Raw genomic sequence first — 22,549 nt, 5'->3', positions numbered from 1 at the left:
CGTTAAGATACTGAATTTTGCAAAAAAAAGAGTGAAGAATGAATGGACTATAAAAGTGTAGGTCATCATTAAGTGCTCTCAAAATCTAATTATAGGACAAACTCTCCACTCTCTGTTTTAATCATGACCTCAACTTTATGGGAAAGTAGTTGAAGTTTTTTGCTTTTTTTAAGGTGCAGGATCACCGAAGTTTCCCACATATTCTACACTGCAATCGCCGTAAACTTGGAATTGCCAGTAAGTTCTAAAACGGCAGCCAGATTGACAATCGCCATAACCTACACTGTAGGTCATTTCTAAATAATCGTCAAAGGTGCGGACTTCAATATCATTGCCATCACTCATTGGCTGCTCATATTCGGCTCTCTCAATACCACCGATGCCATTCAGTGTATTGACCAAAGAACTTGTATTGAGTGTTGATTTGGTTTGTAAAACCACACTGTTGATAAAACTGAGGTATTCTACTACCTCAAGATTGTTGTCCTGCAATAGTTGGTCAATGGCTTTATTACCTGTTTTTTGAACACCATGAATCCAGTTGTTCGTCCACGGATAAGCAGTATTGTAACTTACCATAAAACGATTGGGTGTTGGTAAGGCATGAACATCATACACATCAATTATCAAATCACGGGCTGCTATTTCTTTGGCATTGTACACTGCCATTAATGCATCCATTGCTTTTTGATAGTAATCAACAGGTATTTGAATAGCCGCTGTGCTGACTTCATCATGTTTCATCAGTTCCAAAGCTAATTTTGCTGCATCATTTGTGTAGAGATTTTTGATTAAATCTGATTGGTTGCAGTTTTCTTGTAGGAGTAGGTTTTCATCGGGTGAAATCACACTCTTTTGACAAGAATTGAGTAGTAGTAAGGTGCCGAAGATGTATAGTAGCTTTTTCATGGTGTACAATTGTCTAAGTTCTGTAAAGAATATAGAATAAGGGAAAAAACATGGCTTTTTTTGAAACTTTACTGTAAATATATTCGTACAGTCTGAAATTTGCAAATTTCATGCCATTATAAGTTAAATAGCAGTATGTTTTTCAAGGGGCTTGCGGGCATGGATTTTTTTAGTAACTTGAATGTGATAAGATTCTTCACAATTTGGAAACTTTTTTTGAGAATTTTGCCTTAACATATTTGACTACATTTTTTTGTTTAACATTATCAAATACCCGTGAAATGGATTTTTTTAAAAAAGGAACAGATTTTATTACAGACATCGCAGGTAATCTCGGAAAAGAAATTGAAGGCTTAGTAGGGTCTCTTTCTTCTGCTGATATTGGTACGAAAGCACCTGCTATCAACATTGTTGAGAAAGGTGACCGATTCGTTGTGTGGGTTGCAGCTCCTGGTATGGAAAAGAAGGATTTTCAACTAAGTATCAAAGATGGAGCACTCATGGTAGGGGTTGAAAAAGCATTGACTTCTGAGCAGCAATCCTTGAAGTATGTACAGCAAGAATTTAACTATTATTCTTTTAAGCGGGCATTTGGAATTCCCGAAACAGTTGACCCATCTTTGATTAGCGCTGTTTATGAGAATGGTTTGTTGGAGATTACTTTGCTCAAGAAAGAGGAGGCAAGGGAAAGTGAAGGACACAAAATAGATATTTTTTAGTAGAGAAATTGGTGAAGAGTATAAAAGAAAAGGCTGTTACAATTAGTAACAGCCTTTTTTTTGTATAGATGATTTAAGGAGTTTTATTTTTTGGAGATTTAATAGCGTTGAAGTACTTCCTCTACTGGCATATCTAAGCGTACATTGTTGATATATGCTGCTACAAATGCTTTTGTATAACCTTGTCGAAGTAGTCTTATTCTAAATTGTTCTGCATCCGAAAAGTCGTTGAATTTTCCCATCATATATCTAATCAAACCATTACGGGTTTTTTCTGTTTCAACTTCTCCTTTCACTTTGTTCAAAAACTGGGAGTTGACATCTAATTTTTGTCTAAAAGCACCAATTTGAATTTTGAAGACAAGTTGGCTATCAGAGTATGGACCATTGTTATAAGTGCTGCTCATAGCACGTTCAGCTGATTCATTGACATTGAAGGTGTCTCTTTGTGGGCTTGTCTGAGTATGGTAACTTTGTAAAGAAGCATTTTGCTCAGTCTTAACAAGGTTGACGCTAGTACTAGAACTCTCCAATACTGCGTGGAGAATTTGGGTTTCATCTTTATTAATCGTTGAAATATTTTTGAAAGTTTCTATTGTTCCATTGTTGTTGATTTGAAACAATTTATATTGTCTTTCTGCTTCTAATTTAAAATAAAAATTACCATCGTTTTGTGTGATAAATTCTTGTTTATGAGTATTGGCCAAGTCTTCAAGAACAACTCTCGCTCCTTCAACAGGTTCTTTGGTATCTTTGCTCAATACAATCCCTACCAAAACGAGTTTCAAGTCTTTTTGAAGTAAGTATTTTTTGGTAGAAAAGATTTCATTTGATTCGGTTGTTTTTTCAGCAGTATTTTTTGATTTAATATAGTTGGTTTGGAAGGTATGAAGCGAAGATTGGCTCGCAGATTTTGCAATCATTTCGGCAGCTTTGGCTTCGTTGATAGTTATTTGGTAGATATCAATATTCCCTTTTCCGCCTTTCCTATTGGACGCAAAATACCCTATTTTGAAATCATCTGTCAAGATCAATCCAAAATCATTGCTTGAGCTATTGATAGGAGCACCTACGTTTTCTACTTTCCATTTGGTGTTATTGATTTCGGTGGCACCAAATATGTCAAATCCTCCTAAACCACCTAAACCATTTGAAGCGAAATAAAGTGCGCCATTTGAATGCACAAAAGGATACATTTCATTACCTTCTGTATTGACTGTACTTCCCAAATTCATGGGATTTGACCAAGTTCCATTTTCGTAAAAACTAGCATACAAATCACTACCGCCATACCCACCAGGCATATCGGATGAAAAATAGAGGGTAAGTCCGTCAGCAGAAAGAGCAGGATATCCTGCCGAATAGAAATTACTATTGAAAGGAAGTTCCCTAATATTAGACCATTGATTTCCTACTAAATCTGCTTCAAATATTTTCAAGCGGTTTGTATTGCCTTCTGTGCCTACATTGCGAGAGAAGTACATTTTATTACCCGCCTTGTTGAAGGAAATAGCTCCCTCATAAGAATCGTTGTTATTGATTCCAGCGAATAAATTTGGTGTTTCCCATTGGTTATTCTTGGTTTTGGTTTGGTAAATAGAGGTATTGTTTCCTTGAATAGTGGCAAATACAATACTTTCTTTGTAAAAAGAAGGGGAGAGGTCATTAGCCGCAGAATTGAAAGAAGGTTCTTGAAGGTGATACATATAGGTATCTTGTTGCTGAATCGTCATATTGCGACAGGACTCAGCAAACTTTGCTCCTCTTGAGTCGTAAGGCACTTTTTGGGCATACTCGTTAAAATACTTAGCTGCTTCGGTGTATTTACCATTGACCATCAATGCCTGAGCATAATGAAATTTTAACAACGCATTATTGCTGTTAAATATCATGGCTTTTTGATACCATTGCTCTGCTTCGTCAAAACGATTAAGCAAGCGATAGGCATGGGCTATTTGCTCCAATGCAACTTTATCACTTTCATTTTTCTTGAGAACTTTTTTATAAAGTTCTATGGATTGAGTGTACTCAGCTTGTTCAAAGTAGTCATTGGCTTTTTGCAGTGTATTAGATTGAGCAAAAGCTACTTCTGTACCCATTAGTAAGCAAGTAATGACCAATAAGATGTTGATATTTTTTTTCATGTTCTATGCTAGTTTTAACCTTTTTTTGAGAGCAAAAAACGAACCAAGTTTATAGGATAAAATAGTTTAGTGGGATTCGCAAAGTCATTTTTTTGTAAAAATAACAAAAATTTATAAAAAAAGCAAATTTTTTGTAACTTTTTTCTTTTCTATCCGTATGTATCCCTCCTTCAATTACTCTTTATTTGCTCCAACACTCACTATTTCAAGGTAAATGCAAAAATAAACTTTAGGACTAACAAAGAATAAGAATTTTATGTTTGATTTTTACCATTATTCCCGTACTTTTGCGGCAAAATTATAATCATAGATTTAATTTTATTAAACTATATGGCTAACATAGGTAAAATCAAGGCGATTATTGGAGCTGTCATTGATGTGGAGTTTCCAGAAGGAGAACTTCCCGAAATTCTACATGCACTAACTGTGGATAGAGAAGATGGCAGAAGTCTGGTATTAGAATGTCAGAAACACTTAGGAGAAGACAGCGTAAGAACCATTGCAATGGATTCTACGGATGGATTGGTAAGAGGTATGCGCGTTACAGATACAGGTGCGCCTATCTCTATGCCTGTTGGTGAAGACATCAGAGGGCGTTTGTTCAACGTAGTAGGAGAGACCATTGATGGTATTCGTGATGTAAAAACAACCCGTTCTTACCCTATTCACCGAAACCCGCCTCCTTTTGAAGACCTGACAACACAGACAGAACCGTTGTTCACAGGTATAAAAGTAATTGATCTTTTAGAGCCTTATGCAAAAGGTGGAAAAGTAGGTCTTTTTGGTGGTGCGGGTGTTGGAAAAACCGTTATCATCATGGAGTTGATCAACAACATTGCACTTGGATACTCAGGCTTGTCTGTGTTTGCAGGTGTGGGTGAAAGAACCCGTGAAGGAAACGATTTGCTTCGTGAAATGGTAGAGGCAAAGGTGGTAAGATATGGCGACAAATTCTTACACGAATTGGAGGAAACAGGCAACTGGGACTTGTCAAAAATTGATGTAGAACAGTTGAAAGAATCCTTTATTACCATGGTATTTGGTCAGATGAATGAGCCTCCTGGTGCAAGGGCGAGAGTGGCTTTGTCTGGTTTGACTGTTGCAGAGTACTTTAGAGATGGAGATGAAGGTGATAGCGGTGGACGTGACATCCTTTTCTTTATTGACAATATTTTCCGATTTACACAAGCGGGTTCTGAGGTATCGGCATTGTTGGGGCGTATGCCTTCTGCGGTAGGTTATCAGCCAACTTTGGCTACCGAAATGGGACTGATGCAAGAGCGTATCACTTCTACAAAGCGTGGTTCTATCACGTCTGTTCAGGCAGTATATGTACCTGCGGATGACTTGACCGACCCTGCTCCTGCAACGACTTTTGCCCACTTGGACGCAAAAACAGTATTGAGTCGTAAATTATCAGCTTTGGGAATTTATCCTGCGGTAGACCCATTGGATTCTACCTCACGTATTTTGGATCCTGGCATTTTGGGAGAAGATCATTACAAAGCGGCTCAAAGAGTGACTCAGATTCTTCAACGTTACAAAGAATTGCAAGACATTATTGCGATTTTGGGTATGGACGAATTGAGTGAAGATGATAAATTAGTGGTACATAGAGCAAGACGAGTACAAAACTTCCTTTCACAACCTTTTCACGTTGCGGAGCAATTTACAGGTATGAAAGGTGTTTGGGTATCTATTGAAGAAACCATTCGTGGTTTCAACATGATTTTGGACGGCGAAGTGGATGATTATCCTGAAAACGCTTTTCACTTGGTAGGTACGATTGATGATGCGATTGCAAAAGGTAAGAAACTGATTGCAGAAGCTGAGGCGAATTTGTAATTTTAGTGATTAAAAAATAGTGGTTGGTCACTAGTTAAATAAATATACAACGAGTTACCAACCATTAATTTAATGGTCACTATTAACTAAAAAAAATCTCCAATTAGATGAATGTAGAAATATTAACTCCCGACCTATTGGTGTATAAAGGTGAAGCGAGTGGAATTCAACTGCCTGGTGTGAGTGGTTCTTTTGAAATATTGAACAATCACGCTCCTTTGATTGCCGCTTTAAAAACAGGACCTTTGCGGTTGAATGGAGCCGAAAATGGCGCTACTTCAATTACTTGGGATATTAAAGCGGGATTTGTAGAGGTATTGAACAACCACATTATCGTATTAACCGAAGGTGCAAAAAAAGAAGGAGCAGATAAATGATTGAATGAATCTGCTGAATTTCCTTCAACAATCAAAAAGGGCAAGTTTTATAAAAACTTGCCCTTTTTGATTGTTGAACGTTAATAAATTAATGCATCAAGGAGTATCAATCGTCACCACCACCGTTTCATCTGCTTCAATATCAGTATCTCCTACTGGTGTCACTGTCAAATCTACTGTCTGTGAATTGGCAGGGAAAGTGATTGTCCCTGTATTGGTGCCAGCATTGTATGTTACCAATCCTGTTCCTCCTGTGACTACAGTGTAATCTGTATCTGCAGTTGTACCGCTAATGCTGAAATTGACCGCCAATGTTTCTACAGTACAGGTAGTGCGTGTAAAACGATAGACCAGACTGCTGCCACTGTTTTCAGCAATACTAGCTGTGGTTGCAGCTACCGTAACTGTGGGCTGAACGCCTGTTCCTTTGATGACAAAATCGAATGGGTTTTCATTACTGTCGTTGTTGGCAATACTGACGGTTGTGGAGCGTTCTCCCGTAGCTGTTGGATTGAAGGTAATCTCAAAGGTAGTAGTGTTACTTGTAGTATGGGGAACTGTACCTGAACTCGGTTGGGTAGTAACAGAAAAATCTCCCGCATTTCCTCCTGAAAGTGTTACATAATTTGGAGCGGTGCCGTCCAAAGTCAAATCGGCATCTCCGCTGTTGGTGATGGTGTAGGTAATAGTGGCAGTTCCTCCCTCTACACATACATTGGCAAAGTCAGTGCCGTTAGTAGTAGTGGCTGCAGCTAAATTGGAACCATCTGCGATGTTGTTGCTATTGGCAGAGAGGGCGATTTCGGGGGCGGTGGAAGGAGCTCCAATAAAATTTTGTGTACCTGTGCCTGAAAAATCTTGCATCGCATCGGAACAAAACGTAGCATCTCCAACCCAAGTCCCTAAGGTCAAATCTGGTGGATTGGGGAAAGAATCTGTTGTATTATGGTATTCAACACAACCATAGTCAGCAGGCAAACCACCACCACCACAAGGGGAAGAGTCGTTATCTAATTGAAGTTCCCATTGTGTACCTGTGTAGATTACCCGAGCTTCACAAACTCCCGCAGTGCAACCTTCATTAAAGTCCACTGGAGTCAACTCGTATGTATTCCTTACAGTACCTGAGAAAGTAGTCGTTCCAGTTTTAGAGAAGGTATAAGTAAAATTTCCAAAGTCTCCAGTGCAACCTTTAAACGAGATTGTCTGACCATAGCTTGGGCTAGAATAAACAAGACTAATAATAATAAAGTAAAATATTTTTTTCATAGTAATCACTTTTTTTGTAAAGATATTAGTATATATCGTTTTTTTATATGAAAATTCATCTTTTAGCCTCTATAAATTTCATCAATCAACTATATTATTTATAGACGACTCTCTTTATTTTAGTTGCAATTTTTCAGAAACATTAACAGTAGTTTCAAAAAAATGATAGGGAAAAGAATATTTTGACTTTTTTTTGACAAAACACTATCTGAATTCAAATATTTTTAATAAATCAGCATGCAACATGATTTAAAAATACACCAATCATCCTAGCTGATGTACAGCTACAATTTTTTTTCCTAAAATAACAAGTTTAGGGGAGAGAGGACAAGTTGTAAGAACTGCAATTAAACACATAAATACAGGTTATCCCAACCAGAGTTAGGTTTTTCATAAAGCGGCTTCAAAATAGTTAAACTTTCATCAATGTTTAAATCTCGGATTACTTTATTCTGCAATCCACCTTCTGTTTTTTCAACCTTTCTTAGATGATGATTGGCAAAACTACATTGATACTCAGAATTGAAGTGATGACCATCCCGCGGTCCGTCTAATTTTGCGTCTAATAAAAAACTTTTAAAATATTTGCGTTTGCTCCATTTATCCCCCAATGCCTCATAGGCTTTTGCAAGCAATGCCCCCGCTTCATAACCCATCATCACAAATACACTACAAGTTTCTTCTTCCTCTTCTTCAAATTGGCTCACTATAGCTTGATTGATAGGGTTGGGCGATAGACGAGACCATGAATTAGCAGATAGGATACCTATTGTATGTTCATTTGGATTTCTCAAAAGTAAATCATCATCAACCCAATAAGGATTAGCTGTCAAAGAAATATCTTTAGTTTGAGGATTGTTTTTCAACCAATCTAAAAGTACATAATGTCGAGGATTGGAATATAGGGCGTGAATTGCATCTGGCTTCGTTTGCTCAATGTGCATCTTTAATCGCTCAAATTCTTGTTCATTGTATCCATCTTGAATAGCAAAGGGCATTACATAATCCCCCCTTCCCATTGAGACTCCACTGCAAAAAGCATAAGGAGTATGATAGCCCCCATCATAAAAATGGGAAAGATAGAGTACCTTTTTGTGACCTTGTTTTGCAAGGTATTTTCCCATAGCAAAATTTGATTGCCATAAATTGAAAGAATTGAAATATATGTGTTCTCCTAGAGGTTGTGGTAAGGGTAAATTTGCTCCAATATCGCAAAAAAGGGCAGGTATTCTATATTGGTTCAATACTTTTTCATTTCCCACTAGGCTCCTCCATTGAGCCATACCTACAATAATATCTGGTGCATTTTGAAGTGCCATTTTTTCATACTGCTGTTGAATCGCTGTTTTTTGCCCAAAACCAATATTTTCAACAAATATTTTAACAGGAAAATCTGGAACTTTTTTTAAACCTTCTTTAAAGCCCCAAAAAAAATCTTGTGAACTTGAATAAGTATTTGATTGGGCTATCAGTAAGCCAATTTTATACTCCATAAATTATTAATTTCATTTTAGACAGAAGTTACTCCGAAATAATAGGCTTCTCTTAAGCTTATAGGATAATTCAGTTTAATCCTGATAATATAATTTTTATACATTTAAAAGTAAAACAACCTTAAAAACTGTTAGACAATTTTTAAGGTTGTTTTAATACATTTTACCTAATAGACTTGTTCGGCTCGATAATCAGTGAATAATAAATTATTGAAAATATTTAATGATTTATTATTTTATGCTTAAAACACTCATAAACAAATGTTTTGAAAAAGAGTCCTATATTTTGATTATAACAAATGTTTTTCAAGAGGAAAATAATTGCACACAACAAATCACTTTTCACATAACTCTATCATAATCAAATCCGTACAAGTCTAATAAGAAATTTCATTAACTTCTTGATGGATAAAGCCCCTGCAATGCAATACAAAAGTTTAGACCTAAATAGGGTTGCACATTGTTGTGTGCCTGATTCCCCCCTTGTAATTGAATAGCATTATTATTAAAATCGGTATTTGGTGCATCTGCAATATACTCTGTATCTCTTGCACCAGATTCTGCAGGATAACAATTAATTGGAGTAGCTGAACTACCAGAAGTACTTAAGCATCTAAATGTATGTGTATGATTTGGCATTTGAGCGGCTGATAGCGTTACAGTAGCAGTTCCTGTGCGTTCTCCTAATTGACGGCTTGTCAAACCAGGACCTCGACCAGGGTGCATTGCAGCTCTACCCTGAAGGTCAGGAAGTGCCATTGTTGAGCGTCCGTCGCCACCATAGGTAGTGCCTATAATACTAAAAAGGGCTGTATTTTGTGATATTGGGAGTAATTGCCCATTACAAAAAGCCCAAGAACGTGGGGCAAAATTGCAACCGAAAATGCGAATTTCGCCGATAAAAGGTTCTGACATAATATTATTATATTTATAAAAAAACAACACTCAGATAAAGAATTTCTTTTACCCTCTTGAATATCCGAGTATTATTCATTGTTAATTAATTGGTTAAATTTACGACATAGATTTCCTTTAATTTCTAGAAGGAAATAGCCCTTGCAAAGCAATAACATAATTAAGAGTAAGAAAAGGCTGCATGTTTTCATGCGCTTGTCCTCCTCCTGCATTTGTAAGACTGCTTGCCCCCATCTGTCCTATGCTACTACCTGAATGATATTCAGGATCTTGCGCACCAGTATCTGCATAGACATGATTTACAGGAGATGCCTGATTTCCTGGGCTAGTACTTCCTTTTAGGGTATGATTATGACTTGGCATTTCTGCTGTCGTCAAGGTATGGGTTTCTTCACCTGACTTTTGCCCTAATTGAATATTGTGACCACTTGTGCCACTACCAGGATGTACTGGCGTTCTTCCACGTAAATCTGGAAGGGCAAAAGAAGTACGACCATCACCGCCATAGGTAGTTCCCAATAAAGAATACAATGCCTGGTTTTGGTTGATGGGTAATATTTGTCCATCACAAAAAGCCCATCCTCGTGGGGCAAAGTTGAAACCAACGATGCTTATTTGGCTCAAAAAAGGTTCTGACATATCTTTAATTATTTTTTTAAATGATAAAATTCGTCTTTATGCTATTTTTAATGCAAAAGACTTGAATTGTTTTAAAATTTTCCGCAATAGATGTAGATTCCTTAGTTTCTAGAAGGGTATATCCCAACCAATGCTACAATATAATTAACGCAAAGAGCAGGCATCAAATTAGTATGGGATTGAGAGCCTCCAGTTGAAGCTACCGCTGCAGCACTCATACCTGCATCTTGTGAGGAATCATATTCTGTATCTCTTGCTCCGCTTCCAGCCAAATAGTTACCAGTAGGAATGTTTTTGTCTCCGTCCACACCTGCTGCTGCTACTCCATGATTATGCGAAGGCAATTGATTTACAGTTAAAGTCACATTTTCTGAGCCGCCCTTACTTCCAAGTCTTCGCTCACTTAGCCCTGGTCCATGACCAGCGTGAAGAGGAATTCGACCACGTAAATCAGGTAAGGCAAAGGTGGTTCGTCCATCACCACCATAAATAGTACCATATAAGCTGAATAAAGCATCATTTTGAGAGACAGCTAATAACTGTCCGTCTGCAAATGCCCAGCCCCGTGGTGCAAAATTTCCAGCAAACATTCTGATTTCGCCTACAAAAGGTTCTGACATAATAAATGTGTTTTAAAAGATTAAGAAAAATATAACTATAGCAATACCATTGCAATTATACATTGCAGCAGGCATTTATTTTTGAATAAGAAAGGGTGTATTGTTTTATCAAACAGATGATTCTCTAAGTAGAGAACAAGAAAAACAGGAAAAGGTAACAGATTTGAAGATGAGTATTGCAGAAGCAAACTCGTTTTAGATTTGGAGTTTTGTAGCGTATGGTCTTCATAAAAATTGAGTGTTTAATTTATGAGATTTTTTGTTTCTTCAATAGACGAATTTGGGTTGTTGTTTTGAAGGTTTTTTGCTATTTTTTTTGAAAAAAAATATTGTGACAAACAATTTTCTAAATGCCAAATGTACCATTTTTCTGCTATTTTTCAACAATGGCTTAGAAATATTATTTGAAAAAGAAAGAGTAGTGGCATTCAACACTTGTAACTCTTTCACTTACAACCTTTTTATTGTTTTAACGATTGTAACTTTTCGTTAAAAAAAATGAAGTACAGTAAAGTTGTAAAAACCGTGGATTCAGAAACAAGCATAGGTCAATTAAAATAATTTAATCTTTGTGGTGAATAAAATTTTAGGTTTCCATAAAATTCGATTACATTTGGATAACCATCACTCAAAATCATTATTTCACTACTAAATTCCATCTTATGATGAAAAGACGTACTTTTATTAATGCTACTACTATTTTAGGTGCTTGCTTTAGCACAGGCATTTCTGCTTCTGCTCAAATCATTCAACCTACTCTGCCTTCATTTATTTCTTTACATATTCAAGATTTGAAGGGTCAAATTCTTCAAACTTCTTCTGAGTTGAACATCAACAATCGCTATGCGCTAGCAGAAGAAATGCTTTCCATTCATAGAGTGGTGAAGGAAGAATACAAAGGTGAGAACTATGTTTTTGCTTTCAAAAATCGAAGTGGCAATTTGATTGAGTTTTCGAAACAAAATGGAATGGCAAAGGTGATGGTGTCTTAGCATTTTTCTCCCAATTGCGTTTTCTTACTCAATAAACAAAAGGTCTGTTTTTTAATTAGAAAAACAGACCTTTTGTTTTTAAGATTCATCCGATGAATAGGAAACAATAAATGGTTTCATTATTTGGCAGTGTTAATATTTGCAGAATCTATTACCAACACATTGAAGTAAGCGTTTTGAGGCAATGCTGTTTTGTCACGATTGTAGATTGTCCATTTACCAGCATGATAATAGGCTGCAATATTGTGTTTGTTGTAAACTCCTGTATTCCAACTTGAAGTAGCAAATATCATCACATTCGGCTTGCTATTGGTAGAAGCATTGTCTATAGATGAAACGTGTGCCATGCCTTTCAAGAGATTGTCAGTAGTGGCTTTGTGGTTGAAAACACTTGCCGACTTCACACCACTATCACTGCCATTCTTCAATACCAATACATTGAATTGGGCGTTTTCGGGCATGGGTTCCATATCTTGGTTGTAAATCGTCCAGTATCCACCTTCGTAATAGACTCCAATGGGATGATTGTTGTAAACTCCTTTGCCGTTTTCTCCATAATTTTGAGCGACAATGAGTTTTGCGCTATTATCACCATCGGCATAAGGGTTTTTGATGCGGGTGATGTGTTTTTTCGAGCCAAAAATGTTGCTTTTATCTGCTTTGTGAACGAATACATTTTTTGCAGCTTTGTCGTAAGCCAATACATTAAAGCGATAGTTGCTAGGAAGAGCAGTTTTGAAATCTTGGTTGAATACTCTCCATTTGTCACCATGCCAATAAACACCTATTTCAGTTGGCACATAAGGGCCTTTCCAGTTGGGAGTCACGAAAATAATTGCATCTCGGTTGCTGTTGGTTTTGGGGTTGTCAAGAACTGTTGAATTGCCAAACGTATTGCTGCTTGAAGTGGTATGACTGAATACTTGCGGGCCATTGTAGGCTGATTCTTTGGGTGTCTTATTTATGGGCGTTTTATCTATTGGTTTTGAAACTTCAATAGGCTTGTTGGGTTTGGTAGGTTCGGTTTTGATGGGGCCAATTTTGGTTAGTTTCCAGTATTGTCCAGAATAGTTGCCTGTTTTGGCGAGTATTGGCTGGTTGTTTTTGCCGTCATTCACAATGTCCAATGATTTGACATCTCCTTGCCAGCCTGTAGTGAGGCGATAGAATCCATTTTTTTCAGTTAGTTTCCAATATTGACCTGAATAGTTTCCCGTTTTGGCGAGTATGGGCTTGTTGTTGTTTTTACCGTCATTTACAATGTCCAAAGATTTATCATCTCCTTGCCAGCTAGTAGTCATTCGATAAAATCCTTTCCCCAATGGTGTGAATTTCCAATATTGCCCTGTGTAATTGCCCGTTTTGGCGAGTATAGGCTGGTTATTGTTTTTGCCGTCATTCACGATGTCCAAAGATCTGTCGTCTCCTTGCCACTGTGTAGTCAGGCGGTACCAAAAGTTGGGGTCAATTTCGCTTGGCTGAAATGCCTTTTCGGTCAAGACATAAAAGTTTGCTTTTTCGACAATCTCTTTACCTCCATAGCCAAAGTTGCAAATAAGTGTATTGTTGGAAGTGAATATTTTGCCAGGATGTGTACCCATATTTCTACCAGAAAGACTGTACATTGCTTTTCCTACATATAGTGGTTTTCCGTTTTCGCTACCACCTACAAAGGCATTGTCAGGTAGTTTGTTGTTGCTTACTTTTTCCCAACTGATGTCGGTTGCTCCATTGTGGACCAATAGGTCAAAGATTTTGAGATATACTTCTTTACCGCCCCAACCAATGTGACACATATTTTTGACTACTTTGCCAGGATGTGTTCCTCCTTGGTATTCACATCGGCATACAGGTAAATTTTGACCATTTTCTTCGCCGCCCATGACGACATCTACTGGAATTTTTCCTTCATATTTTGCCCAAGAAAGTTGTGCGAAAGAATGGATGCTGAAAGTTAGCATCAAAACTAACACAATGGATAACTGCATGAATTTTGTCATGTTGAAAAAGATTTTGAGGTTTTTGTATAATAAAAAATGCTTGTTCGACCATCTGAAAAATGGACTTACTTGCTAAACATGCACTATTAGACGACTTTCGAATATTTGTTCCGACAAAAAAAAATCATGAATTGAAAAAAGGCTCAAAAAAACATAAAAATCATTCAGGCGTTTAGCAAATATTAGACTTTAAACTAAAGACACAAGACTAAAGATTCCAAAGAGTTTACAAGAGGTGTTTTATATTTCATTTACTGTCAGTATATTAGATTTTCTATCTTTATGCTTATGTCTTTCATTCAAAATAAATAATTGCAGCAGAATATGCTGTACTAAATATCAAAACCAACATTTCATGAAAAAAATCAACCTTTTTGCTTTTGTAATAGCTACTATGTCAATATTATCTGCTGGCTGTTCTACCACTAAAAATGTACTTCCGGAAGATTATTCGGTCAATGCAGTAAGCCTTCCTTTCGATGTACTAAAAATCGAAATTGTGGATAAAAGAGAAATGCCCTTATTGCTCATGGATTGGGGATTGCTCAATAACTCGAATAAAAGTGTTTGGAAAGGGAATCCTGAATTGAGCCAAACCAATAAGAGTGATATTGAAAACATTATCCGACAGTCTTCAAAATCGGATGAAGGTATTGCAGCAAATTTTAGATTGAGTGTAGTTGAAGGAAGATGTGAGTTCTATGGTGCTGCAATAGAGGATGTAGTGTTCAAGGCGACTTTGTTTATTCAGGTTCCAAATGACAATGTATCCTTTGATGCAAACATAGAAATCCGCTACGAAAACCCTGCAAAAAAAGCGACCAAAGAATACACAATCGAACTGTATAATTTGGCGGTCAGAAATGCAATCAATGCGCTTTTGAAGGAGGTGAAAAAAGGATTGCCGCATTAATAACTAACACTCTAACTCCTTACAGTGAATCATGGAAAAATACAACAAAATCGGAATCAACTACAATAAGACTCGAAAAGCAGATTCCCATCTTATGGAGCGATTGTATGGGTATTTGCAGCCCCAAAAAGAAGGTATCTATCTAGACATCGGTTGTGGTACTGGGAATTACACGATTGCTTTGCATGAGAAAAAAGGAATGCAATTTATTGGAATTGAACCGGCTACCAAGATGCTGGAAATTGCCCAATCAAAGTGCGATAGCATTGAATGGCGGTATGGTACTGCTGAACAAACAGGATTGGAGGATGCTTCGGTAGATGGTATATTGGCGACTTTGACACTACACCATTGGCAAGATTTAGAGGCTGCTTTTGCAGAGATGTATCGAGTATTGAAGCCAAATGGTAGAATGGTGATTTTTACTTCAACACCTCAACAGATGCGGGGCTACTGGCTGAATCGTTATTTTCCGAAAATGTTGGAAAAATCGATGCAGCAAATGCCTGATTTTGAAGTAGTGGAAAAATATTTGAAGCAAAGTAGCTTCCAAAACATTGAAAGTGAACCTTATTTTGTCCACACAGAGTTAAAGGATTTATTTTTGTATGCAGGCAAACATGAGCCTCATCTTTATCTGCACCCCAACGTTCGAAAGGGCATTTCTTCTTTTGCAGAATTGGCGAATCAAGCAGAAGTTGAAAAAGGTTTATTGGATTTGGAAGAGGATGTGCATAGTGGGGATTGGTTTGCGGTGAAAGCTGGGTATGAAAATGAGGAGGGAGATTATTTGTTTGTAATTGCAGAGAAAATCTAAACACCAATCAACAGGTAGCCTGCCCAATCTTGTACGCTGCTGGATTTTTCCTGCAATAAATGTAGTTTGGCTTTTCGCAAGGCGGTGGTGTAGGCATCACCTTCTAAGATGTATTCAAACAATTTTTTGACCAATCGACTACTGCTTTGATCGGGTATGTCAAATTGGGTGAAAATGATGTTGCTGGCTCCTGCATACAAAAATCCACGGTTGATAGCCATCATTCCTTCCCCTTTCTGCAATTTACCAACTCCACTGCTACAACTGCTCAAGACTACTAAATCTGCATGAAGATCAAGATGATAGGTGTCGGTAGTATAGAGCAGATAATTTTTATTGTCTTGAGGTGCAGCCATGTAAATCCCCGACAAACCTGCTTCTTCATCTTCTACAAATCCGTGTGTCGAAATCAACAAATATTTGTGGTTTGCTGCTTCTTTGATGAGGTTTTCTTTTGAAGCCGAGGCGTACAAAAAAGCTTTGGCATCCAGTTCTTTGTCCTGAAAAAGCTGATAGACATCTTTGACTTCTGTTTCTGTATTGGGTAAGTTTTGTAGAGCCGTTTCGCCTGCTCGGTTGCTTCTCAAAACCTTGCTGGTGCCACGGTGACTTTCCATAGCTAATTCTACTTCTTCTTTGCCATTGAAGCTGACGGGCGCAAAACCCAAAAAGGAGTTTTGGCGGATAGAAGTGTTTTTACTTTGGCGGATTTTGCGGAGCAGCAATGCAGTGGAATAGTGGTAGCTAATCTCATAGTAATGAATCAAATAGGGTAAATCAATAAAGCCATTTGTTTCCATCTCGTCCATCGGTATCAAAAGTGCTTCAAAAGGTATATAATCCAGTAAATCGTGGCGCAGCACAATCATTTTTTGGGGAATGGAAGTTGGGATTCCCCATTTATCCAAAACGGGAGCGAGCAGTAACTCATACAATTCGGAAGCGGTTTCGATATAGTCTTCCACATCCATGAGGTTGACAGCATCTTGAAAATCCAAAATCTTGTCCTCCAAATCTGTTGGTTTTGGAAGTTGGTGAACTTGGTAGCTGTCAGCAGTTACTTCAAAGATATACACCAGAGATTCACCTACATAATAGGACAAAAGTAGGGTAGTTGGATGCAAAGAATCACCTGTTTGTTTGCTCTTCAAAGCCACTTGTAGTTCACTAATATTGGTAGTTTTGACTTTGTACTTCAATTGGTAATACTCAGGATAATCCGCTTCTAATTGATTGGTCAAGGTTTCATATTGGCGAGTAACCCCGAAGAGTTCGTTTTGAAGTCTTTGGTACTCTACGGCATCTGAAGTAATTTTAAGTTGTTTTTCTAAATCTGAAAGTTTGATTTCCAGTGTTTTAGATTTTTGAAGCAAAGCAGGAGGAATGTTACTTTGCAGTTTTGCCTCGCTTCTTTGTAGTGCGGATAATAACACGGCTGCTTTTCCTTTCTCTGCAAACAAAAATACTTTTTCCAACACGCTTTGATTGTTCGTATGTTCGTAGTAGGTCAGTGCTATTTTCATCGCATCTTCGTAAAAGTTGGCTACTTCTCCCGAAAAAAACAATTGTTCGGTTTCGGCACCTTGTAGTTTTTTGAGTTCATCTACTAACCAAATCAATTGTTCATAGTGTTCATAAGCTGCTCGAATGTCCTTGAGGTTTTGATTTTGTTGGTAGAGTTGATAAAAGATTTTTGCCTTTGAGACGATGGGCTTAGTTAGTCTTTCAGCAGATAAATAGTGATCAATCTGAGGTGTTTGATAAAGCGTTTGTTCATCAAAATCTATGGATTGTGTTTCCTTTTCACATAGACTGTGAATCGTTTTTTGAAAATATTGCAATGCTTGCGGATAATCCTGATGGTAGTTGTAAAAACGCCCAATATAATCCAATGCCATTGCAGTTTTTTTGTGGTACTGACCGTGGACTTGCTGGTAAATTTTCAATGCTTTTTGGAGGTAATCCAGACCTTTCTCAGGATTTTCGACTGTCAGACATTTCCCCATTTGGGCATAATTGTCGGCCAAATCGGGATGATTTTCAACCAACAATCCCAATTGAATTTCCACTGCTAACTCGTACTGTTTCAATGCACTGGATAAGTCACCTTCTTGTAGATAGGAGTCTCCTATTTTGGAGTAACAATTGGCTATGCTTGGATGGGGTTTTTTGTATATTTTTTGTCTGATTTCCAATGCTTTTCGATTGCATTCTCGTGACTTTGCAAATTCATGCAAGCTCTTGAAGCAACTTGAAAGGTCGGTGTAAGAATAAGACACCATCAAGTGTTCTTCGCCATGTTGATGTATCCGAATGGCAAGGGCTTGTTGAAAATACAACAATGCTTTTTTGAAGTTGCGATCTATGTGGTAGCATCGTGCCAAAGCACTGTAAGAGAAGGCAAAATCAGGATGATTGGAGGGCAAAACGAGTTGCCTTATATCCAAGCTTTTTTGATAGTAAGACAGTGCATCGTCCAGTAAATTTTGAGCATAACAGCAGTTGCCGAGGTTGCTGTAAGTCCGTGCTGTATTTCTGTGGTTTTCACCATAATTGGCTTGGTAAACAAGGAGTGCTTGTTCAAAAAAATGTTGTGCAATCGGGTAGTTTGCTTGGTAATAAGCACAAGTTGCCAGTTGATTGAAGGTGTCACCTACTTCAATCGTATTCTTATTCAAATGCGCTGCAGTTTTCAACAGTGCCTCATTGAGTAAGGTTTCGGCAGTGCTAAATTTGGAGGTTTTGATGTAAAAAATTGCCGTTTGAATTTGGGCCTGCAAATATATATCCCATGTTTTTTGTGCTTCAAATTTGTCGGCTGCTTCCTTCAACAACTGCACAACTTGTTCGGTTAACTCATTTTGCTCCAACATACTTTTAGCCTGTTGGAGCAATTCGAGAGCATTTATCGAGGGTGTTTGATATTTCATTTGGTAGCCGAAAAGGATAAATTTTTTGAGAAAAATTTCAAAAGGTTGAACCTAAATATAAGCAGAATTTAGCTAATCGGAATCATTTCTTTTACTTCAAAAACAAGCGTAGTTTCGATAGGTACTTCAAATCTAATAACGGTATTGATAAATATCAGTGGTGGATTGTTGGGGTCAGAAAATTGACCCAAATTAATGGTATTTGTTTCGATAGAAATGGTTTGATTTTCAAACGTTACAGACAATGCTTTGATCATCAACAAATTAATATCTCCCATTCGTTGCCTCGAAAAAGGACCTACGTACTCAAAATTTGTATTGACTTTAGCTCCTTTAGGGATGAATTGTTGGTTGATAACAGTGTCTTCTGCAACTGTTAAGTCAAAGTTGGCAGTTCCCATTCCCAAATTGTAGAACTCATAAGCTGGCAAAGTAATGGATAATAATTGGGCAGTGCTTGAAGATATGGCGGGTTGTTGAGCTATTTGAGGTGAATTTGCAGTAGGAAAAAATGATTTTGAAGTGTTCATGAGGTTGAGGTTTTGATAGTTTTTTAAAAAAAAATGTTCAATTGAAATCCGCAATTGAATTTCACCTCATAGGACGAATTGTATTAGTTGTTTCCGACAAAATTTGGAATTAATGTAGCAAAAAGTTGAAAAATTCTTTTCACCACCAATATTCAATATGTGAGTTCTTCTTCAAATTAAAGGGTTTACCTTGCTTCAAATTCCGCTTTTGTTGGGTCCTAAACTTTTGGTTGTACTGTTTTTTGTACTCCTTTGGAGGGGAGATTTTGGAAGAAATGCCGTCTCTGTCTAAGATTTCCTCTTTCGTCTCGTAAGCAAAAACAGGGAGTTTGAAGGGGTGATTTCTATGGGTTCGGCTCATTGTAATGAACATTAGTAACGGTCAAAAAATAAGTTGTACATTTGAAATTTTCAACAATCTGATTTAGATGCCGTTATTTAGTTATTTTTTTTCTTAAAATCTCCTCGCTTCAATGCCTTGATAAACTCTACCCACGCCAGGGGTTCAAAAATGCGTTGCCTTTGCATTTGACCTGCTGTATAGAGGTTCTGGGAGTAGGTGCGAGCACGGTAGTTGTAGTTTTCACCGCCGTCCATTGCCATTACTTCACCAATTTCAGCCAAAGTTTCTCTCGCCAAGTTGCGTTTGGCGCGTTGATAGTCATCATCGGGTACTTCGAGGGTTAGAAAAGCCTCTTTGAATTCTTCGGGTTTGGGCCAAGGGTAAACGACTGCTTCATTGAGCAAAATCGTATCACGTTCCATCATTTGAATGATGGAATAGCTATCGTGTTTGAAGCCATCGGGAATCCTGACTTTTTGTTTTTGGTAGCCTACTGCAGAAAAAACGACTTCATCTCCTGCTGCCACAACAAAGGAAAAATAACCATTTAAATCGCTGATTGTTCCCCGATTGGTGCCAGGCACACGGATAGTGGCATAAAAAACAGGTTGAATACTGTCGCTCGACATGACCACACCTGTCAATTGAACAGGTAGCCGTTGAGCAGCTATATCTTGGTAAGATAGCAAGGTGAGGAGGGCAAAAAGCAGAAATATTCGCATGTTTTGGAAATGTTTTTTAATTAAACGGCTGTTGTCAATAAATAGTTGTTTGGACATAGTACAACCAATTAGAGCGTAATTAGTTGATTGGCTTTGGTCTTTGGACGAAATACATAAGCATAAAGACAAAAGAAGTAAGTATTTGGTTGTGGGTAAATTGCATTGAAAATGAAATTTTGCTTAATTTGTTTGCTGTTAATGATTTATAGCCTTTTGTCTTTAATCTTTCGTCCAAAGTCTAAACTACTTATCGCCTTTGTGGTAACAACTTCGACACCGAGGCTCATACAAATCCTTCTCTCCTAAGACCACTTGTTCGTCTATATTTTTTTTGCGGTAAGAATAGTTGGCAAGATTACCGCACTGCATACAAATAGCATGGAGTTTGGTGATGTATTCCGCCATAGACAATACTTGTGGCAATGGGCCAAAAGGCTTGCCGCTGTAATCCATATCCAAACCTGCAACTATGACTCGAATACCTCTATTTGCCAATTGATTACAGACATTGGGTAACTCCATGTCCAAAAACTGAGCTTCATCAATGCCTACAACTTCCACATTTTGTGCCAAAAGCAAAATGTTCTGGGAACTGCTGATGGGGGTAGAATGGATACTATTGGCATCATGAGACACAATATCACTCTTGTGATAACGGTTATCTATTAATGGTTTGAAGATTTCGACGGTTTGATTGGCAAATTTAGCACGTTTCAAACGGCGAATTAGTTCTTCTGTTTTCCCCGAAAACATGGAGCCGCAAACTACTTCAATCCAGCCTTTTTTCACTTTGGGTTCTAAAAACATTTGCTGTTGATTTAGCTTCTTTTATCAGAAAAATTTATAACTTTAAGGTTCAGCAAGCAAAATTAGCATTATCTTTTGATTTAGACTAGTCTTGCTTCAATACGGTATAGATTTTGCTAAATCAAACAAACACCTATTTAATTTACAATAACTCCTAAAAAAGTTTATGAAAAATACGCAATTAATCAATCAACTGGCGGTTTCTGTTGGCAAGATTAGTTATTTATTCAAGAGCATTCGAAAGAGTAATGCTCAAACGAATCAACTCGAAATTGCGCTATTGAAGCAATATGCGGTAGAACTATATGATCAAGTGCTTGCATTGGAGCGAGAAACAAACCCTAAGGCAGATTCTTCAAAGTCATCCATCAACCATATAAAAGCCAAAATTGAAGACCAAGTTGCATCTATTAAAGAAGAAGCAAAAGAACTGGTCTTGCCTATCGAAACATCTTCTGTGGAAGAAAACGAAGCCTTTATCTTAGACTTAGAGAAATCTACAACTGTAAAGGAAGAAACGATAGAGGACTCTGTGCATTTTGAAGAAAAGGAAGAAACTCCAGCTATTGTTTCAGAGAAAGAGGAGGAAATATTGCCTATAGAGAGTGTATCGAAGGAGGAAATCATTAATGAAATGATTTTGGAAGTAGAGAAAGACACTGAAGCACACGAGGTAGAAGAAGATACATCGGATGATGCTACAAGTTTGATGGACATAGATACCCATTTTTTTGAAGGAGATTTGGAAGTGAATGGGCAGGAAAAGATGGATGAATACAATGAGGACAACAACGCAGCTACGGTGATTTTTGAAAAAACATCAGCGAATGTATCTGAGAATATTCCCATTGCAGAAAAATTGCAGCGTACTCTGGCAAAACTGAAGGAAACGGAAGAGAATGCTGGTGTAAAGATGCATGAGGCCAAAGAGGATGATATAACTCCTCTTGTTCACTCCAAAGCGGAAGAGGAGGAAAATGCAACGATTATTATTCATTCCTCAACGGAAGAAGACGATGCGACCACTATTATCCAGCCAAATAAAAGAGAAGAAGGGGCGACATCCATTATCAACCCTAGAGAGGTGGCACGAAATTTCATGGACGAAGAGCCTGAAGAAATAGAAAAGCCTGTGCATCAACCTGTTTTGACAGATGATAACTCTGTGAGAACACAAATCTTGGAAGATATTGTCAAAAGTTCAACACCTAGAGAAGATGATTTTGATTTTGAGGATGATTACTACAGTGGAGAGGACGAAACTGTTGCTTTGGAGTTGAATGATGTATTGGCCAGAAATGCAGGAAAAGAGAAGAAAAATGGTGCAAGTAGAAAAATGGATGTTAGCTTCAATCAGCGATTTGCGTTTATCAATCAGCTGTTTAAAGGAGACAACAATGCCTACAACAAAGCAGTGGATGATATTGCCACTAGTGAAGGGTATATACAAGCACTAACCTATGTTAATCTGAATTTGGTTCACGATTATGGTTGGGACAGCGATGATCCCGTAGTCAAAGATTTTAAGGAGGTTATCAGAAAATGTTTTTTGGACTGAGTAATTT

20 protein-coding genes are annotated in these 22,549 nt (G+C 37.6%); 7 read left to right on the top strand and 13 right to left on the bottom strand.

The annotated features are described in order from the left end of the window. Positions 1-168: 168 nt before the first annotated feature. Entirely contained in the window at positions 169-909 is a 741-nt protein-coding gene (locus R3E32_09575) for a hypothetical protein (GenBank protein ID MEZ4884963.1), read from the bottom strand. 281 nt (positions 910-1,190) lie between these two features. Here R3E32_09575 and R3E32_09570 point away from each other — a divergent pair, with 281 nt between their 5' ends. Beyond that, positions 1,191-1,628, top strand: a complete 438-nt coding sequence (locus tag R3E32_09570; GenBank protein ID MEZ4884962.1) for an Hsp20/alpha crystallin family protein — start codon at positions 1,191-1,193, stop codon at positions 1,626-1,628. 98 nt (positions 1,629-1,726) lie between these two features. On the opposite strand, the gene R3E32_09565 is transcribed toward R3E32_09570, so the two are convergent. After that, entirely contained in the window at positions 1,727-3,772 is a 2,046-nt protein-coding gene (locus R3E32_09565; GenBank protein MEZ4884961.1) for a tetratricopeptide repeat protein, read from the bottom strand. A gap of 330 nt (positions 3,773-4,102) precedes the next feature. Between R3E32_09565 and atpD the strand changes: the two genes are divergently transcribed. Together atpD and atpC are read left to right on the top strand one after the other, a co-directional pair. Next, complete coding sequence (gene atpD, locus R3E32_09560; protein ID MEZ4884960.1) at positions 4,103-5,617, top strand: F0F1 ATP synthase subunit beta; 1,515 nt, start codon at positions 4,103-4,105, stop codon at positions 5,615-5,617. Positions 5,618-5,724: 107 nt separating this feature from the next. Then, positions 5,725-5,994 carry an ATP synthase F1 subunit epsilon gene (atpC, locus tag R3E32_09555; GenBank protein ID MEZ4884959.1) on the top strand — a complete coding sequence of 90 codons (270 nt, stop codon included), beginning with the start codon at positions 5,725-5,727 and terminating at the stop codon, positions 5,992-5,994. A gap of 96 nt (positions 5,995-6,090) precedes the next feature. On the opposite strand, the gene R3E32_09550 is transcribed toward atpC, so the two are convergent. The 5 genes from R3E32_09550 to R3E32_09530 all read right to left on the bottom strand — a co-directional run bounded on the left by R3E32_09550 (position 6,091) and on the right by R3E32_09530 (position 10,930). Further along, positions 6,091-7,263 (bottom strand): choice-of-anchor D domain-containing protein, encoded by a 1,173-nt coding sequence (locus R3E32_09550; protein ID MEZ4884958.1) that lies wholly within the window; start codon positions 7,261-7,263, stop codon positions 6,091-6,093. Positions 7,264-7,610: 347 nt separating this feature from the next. Beyond that, positions 7,611-8,756 carry an ABC transporter substrate-binding protein gene (locus tag R3E32_09545; protein MEZ4884957.1) on the bottom strand — a complete coding sequence of 382 codons (1,146 nt, stop codon included), beginning with the start codon at positions 8,754-8,756 and terminating at the stop codon, positions 7,611-7,613. A 393-nt stretch (positions 8,757-9,149) separates the two neighbouring features. Continuing rightward, positions 9,150-9,671, bottom strand: coding sequence for a tail fiber protein (locus tag R3E32_09540; GenBank protein ID MEZ4884956.1), 522 nt, complete (start codon positions 9,669-9,671; stop codon positions 9,150-9,152). Between the two features lie 117 nt (positions 9,672-9,788). After that, positions 9,789-10,310, bottom strand: coding sequence for a tail fiber protein (locus R3E32_09535; protein ID MEZ4884955.1), 522 nt, complete (start codon positions 10,308-10,310; stop codon positions 9,789-9,791). A gap of 101 nt (positions 10,311-10,411) precedes the next feature. Next, positions 10,412-10,930 (bottom strand): tail fiber protein, encoded by a 519-nt coding sequence (locus R3E32_09530; GenBank protein MEZ4884954.1) that lies wholly within the window; start codon positions 10,928-10,930, stop codon positions 10,412-10,414. Between the two features lie 662 nt (positions 10,931-11,592). Here R3E32_09530 and R3E32_09525 point away from each other — a divergent pair. Beyond that, on the top strand, positions 11,593-11,922 hold the full coding sequence (locus R3E32_09525; GenBank protein MEZ4884953.1) for a hypothetical protein: 330 nt from the start codon (positions 11,593-11,595) through the stop codon (positions 11,920-11,922). Between the two features lie 119 nt (positions 11,923-12,041). Here the strand turns inward: R3E32_09525 and R3E32_09520 are convergent, their stop codons facing one another. Further along, the gene (locus R3E32_09520; GenBank protein ID MEZ4884952.1) at positions 12,042-13,922 is read right to left on the bottom strand and encodes a DUF3421 domain-containing protein; all 1,881 of its coding nucleotides are present in this window, start codon (positions 13,920-13,922) and stop codon (positions 12,042-12,044) included. Positions 13,923-14,277: 355 nt separating this feature from the next. Between R3E32_09520 and R3E32_09515 the strand changes: the two genes are divergently transcribed. Both R3E32_09515 and R3E32_09510 read left to right on the top strand, forming a co-directional pair. Then, positions 14,278-14,835, top strand: a complete 558-nt coding sequence (locus R3E32_09515) for a hypothetical protein (GenBank protein ID MEZ4884951.1) — start codon at positions 14,278-14,280, stop codon at positions 14,833-14,835. A gap of 31 nt (positions 14,836-14,866) precedes the next feature. Then, entirely contained in the window at positions 14,867-15,652 is a 786-nt protein-coding gene (locus R3E32_09510; GenBank protein ID MEZ4884950.1) for a class I SAM-dependent methyltransferase, read from the top strand. On the opposite strand, the gene R3E32_09505 is transcribed toward R3E32_09510, so the two are convergent. The 5 genes from R3E32_09505 to R3E32_09485 form a co-directional block, all read right to left on the bottom strand. Beyond that, the gene (locus R3E32_09505; protein MEZ4884949.1) at positions 15,649-18,582 is read right to left on the bottom strand and encodes a CHAT domain-containing tetratricopeptide repeat protein; all 2,934 of its coding nucleotides are present in this window, start codon (positions 18,580-18,582) and stop codon (positions 15,649-15,651) included. The two genes, R3E32_09510 and R3E32_09505, sit on opposite strands and share 4 nt — an antisense overlap. 68 nt (positions 18,583-18,650) lie before the next feature. Then, on the bottom strand, positions 18,651-19,112 hold the full coding sequence (locus R3E32_09500) for a hypothetical protein (GenBank protein MEZ4884948.1): 462 nt from the start codon (positions 19,110-19,112) through the stop codon (positions 18,651-18,653). A gap of 139 nt (positions 19,113-19,251) precedes the next feature. Continuing rightward, complete coding sequence (locus tag R3E32_09495) at positions 19,252-19,473, bottom strand: hypothetical protein (GenBank protein ID MEZ4884947.1); 222 nt, start codon at positions 19,471-19,473, stop codon at positions 19,252-19,254. Between the two features lie 77 nt (positions 19,474-19,550). After that, positions 19,551-20,234, bottom strand: coding sequence for a carboxypeptidase-like regulatory domain-containing protein (locus R3E32_09490; GenBank protein ID MEZ4884946.1), 684 nt, complete (start codon positions 20,232-20,234; stop codon positions 19,551-19,553). A gap of 186 nt (positions 20,235-20,420) precedes the next feature. Next, positions 20,421-20,984 carry a thymidine kinase gene (locus tag R3E32_09485; protein MEZ4884945.1) on the bottom strand — a complete coding sequence of 188 codons (564 nt, stop codon included), beginning with the start codon at positions 20,982-20,984 and terminating at the stop codon, positions 20,421-20,423. A 166-nt stretch (positions 20,985-21,150) separates the two neighbouring features. Here R3E32_09485 and R3E32_09480 point away from each other — a divergent pair, with 166 nt between their 5' ends. Next, positions 21,151-22,542, top strand: coding sequence for a hypothetical protein (locus tag R3E32_09480; GenBank protein ID MEZ4884944.1), 1,392 nt, complete (start codon positions 21,151-21,153; stop codon positions 22,540-22,542). Positions 22,543-22,549: the final 7 nt, after the last annotated feature.

Source organism: Chitinophagales bacterium (genome assembly GCA_041392475.1).
GTDB lineage: Bacteria > Bacteroidota > Bacteroidia > Chitinophagales > UBA2359 > JAUHXA01.
Note: the sequence above shows the minus strand (reverse complement) of the source record. Positions and strands in the feature narration are given on the sequence as shown.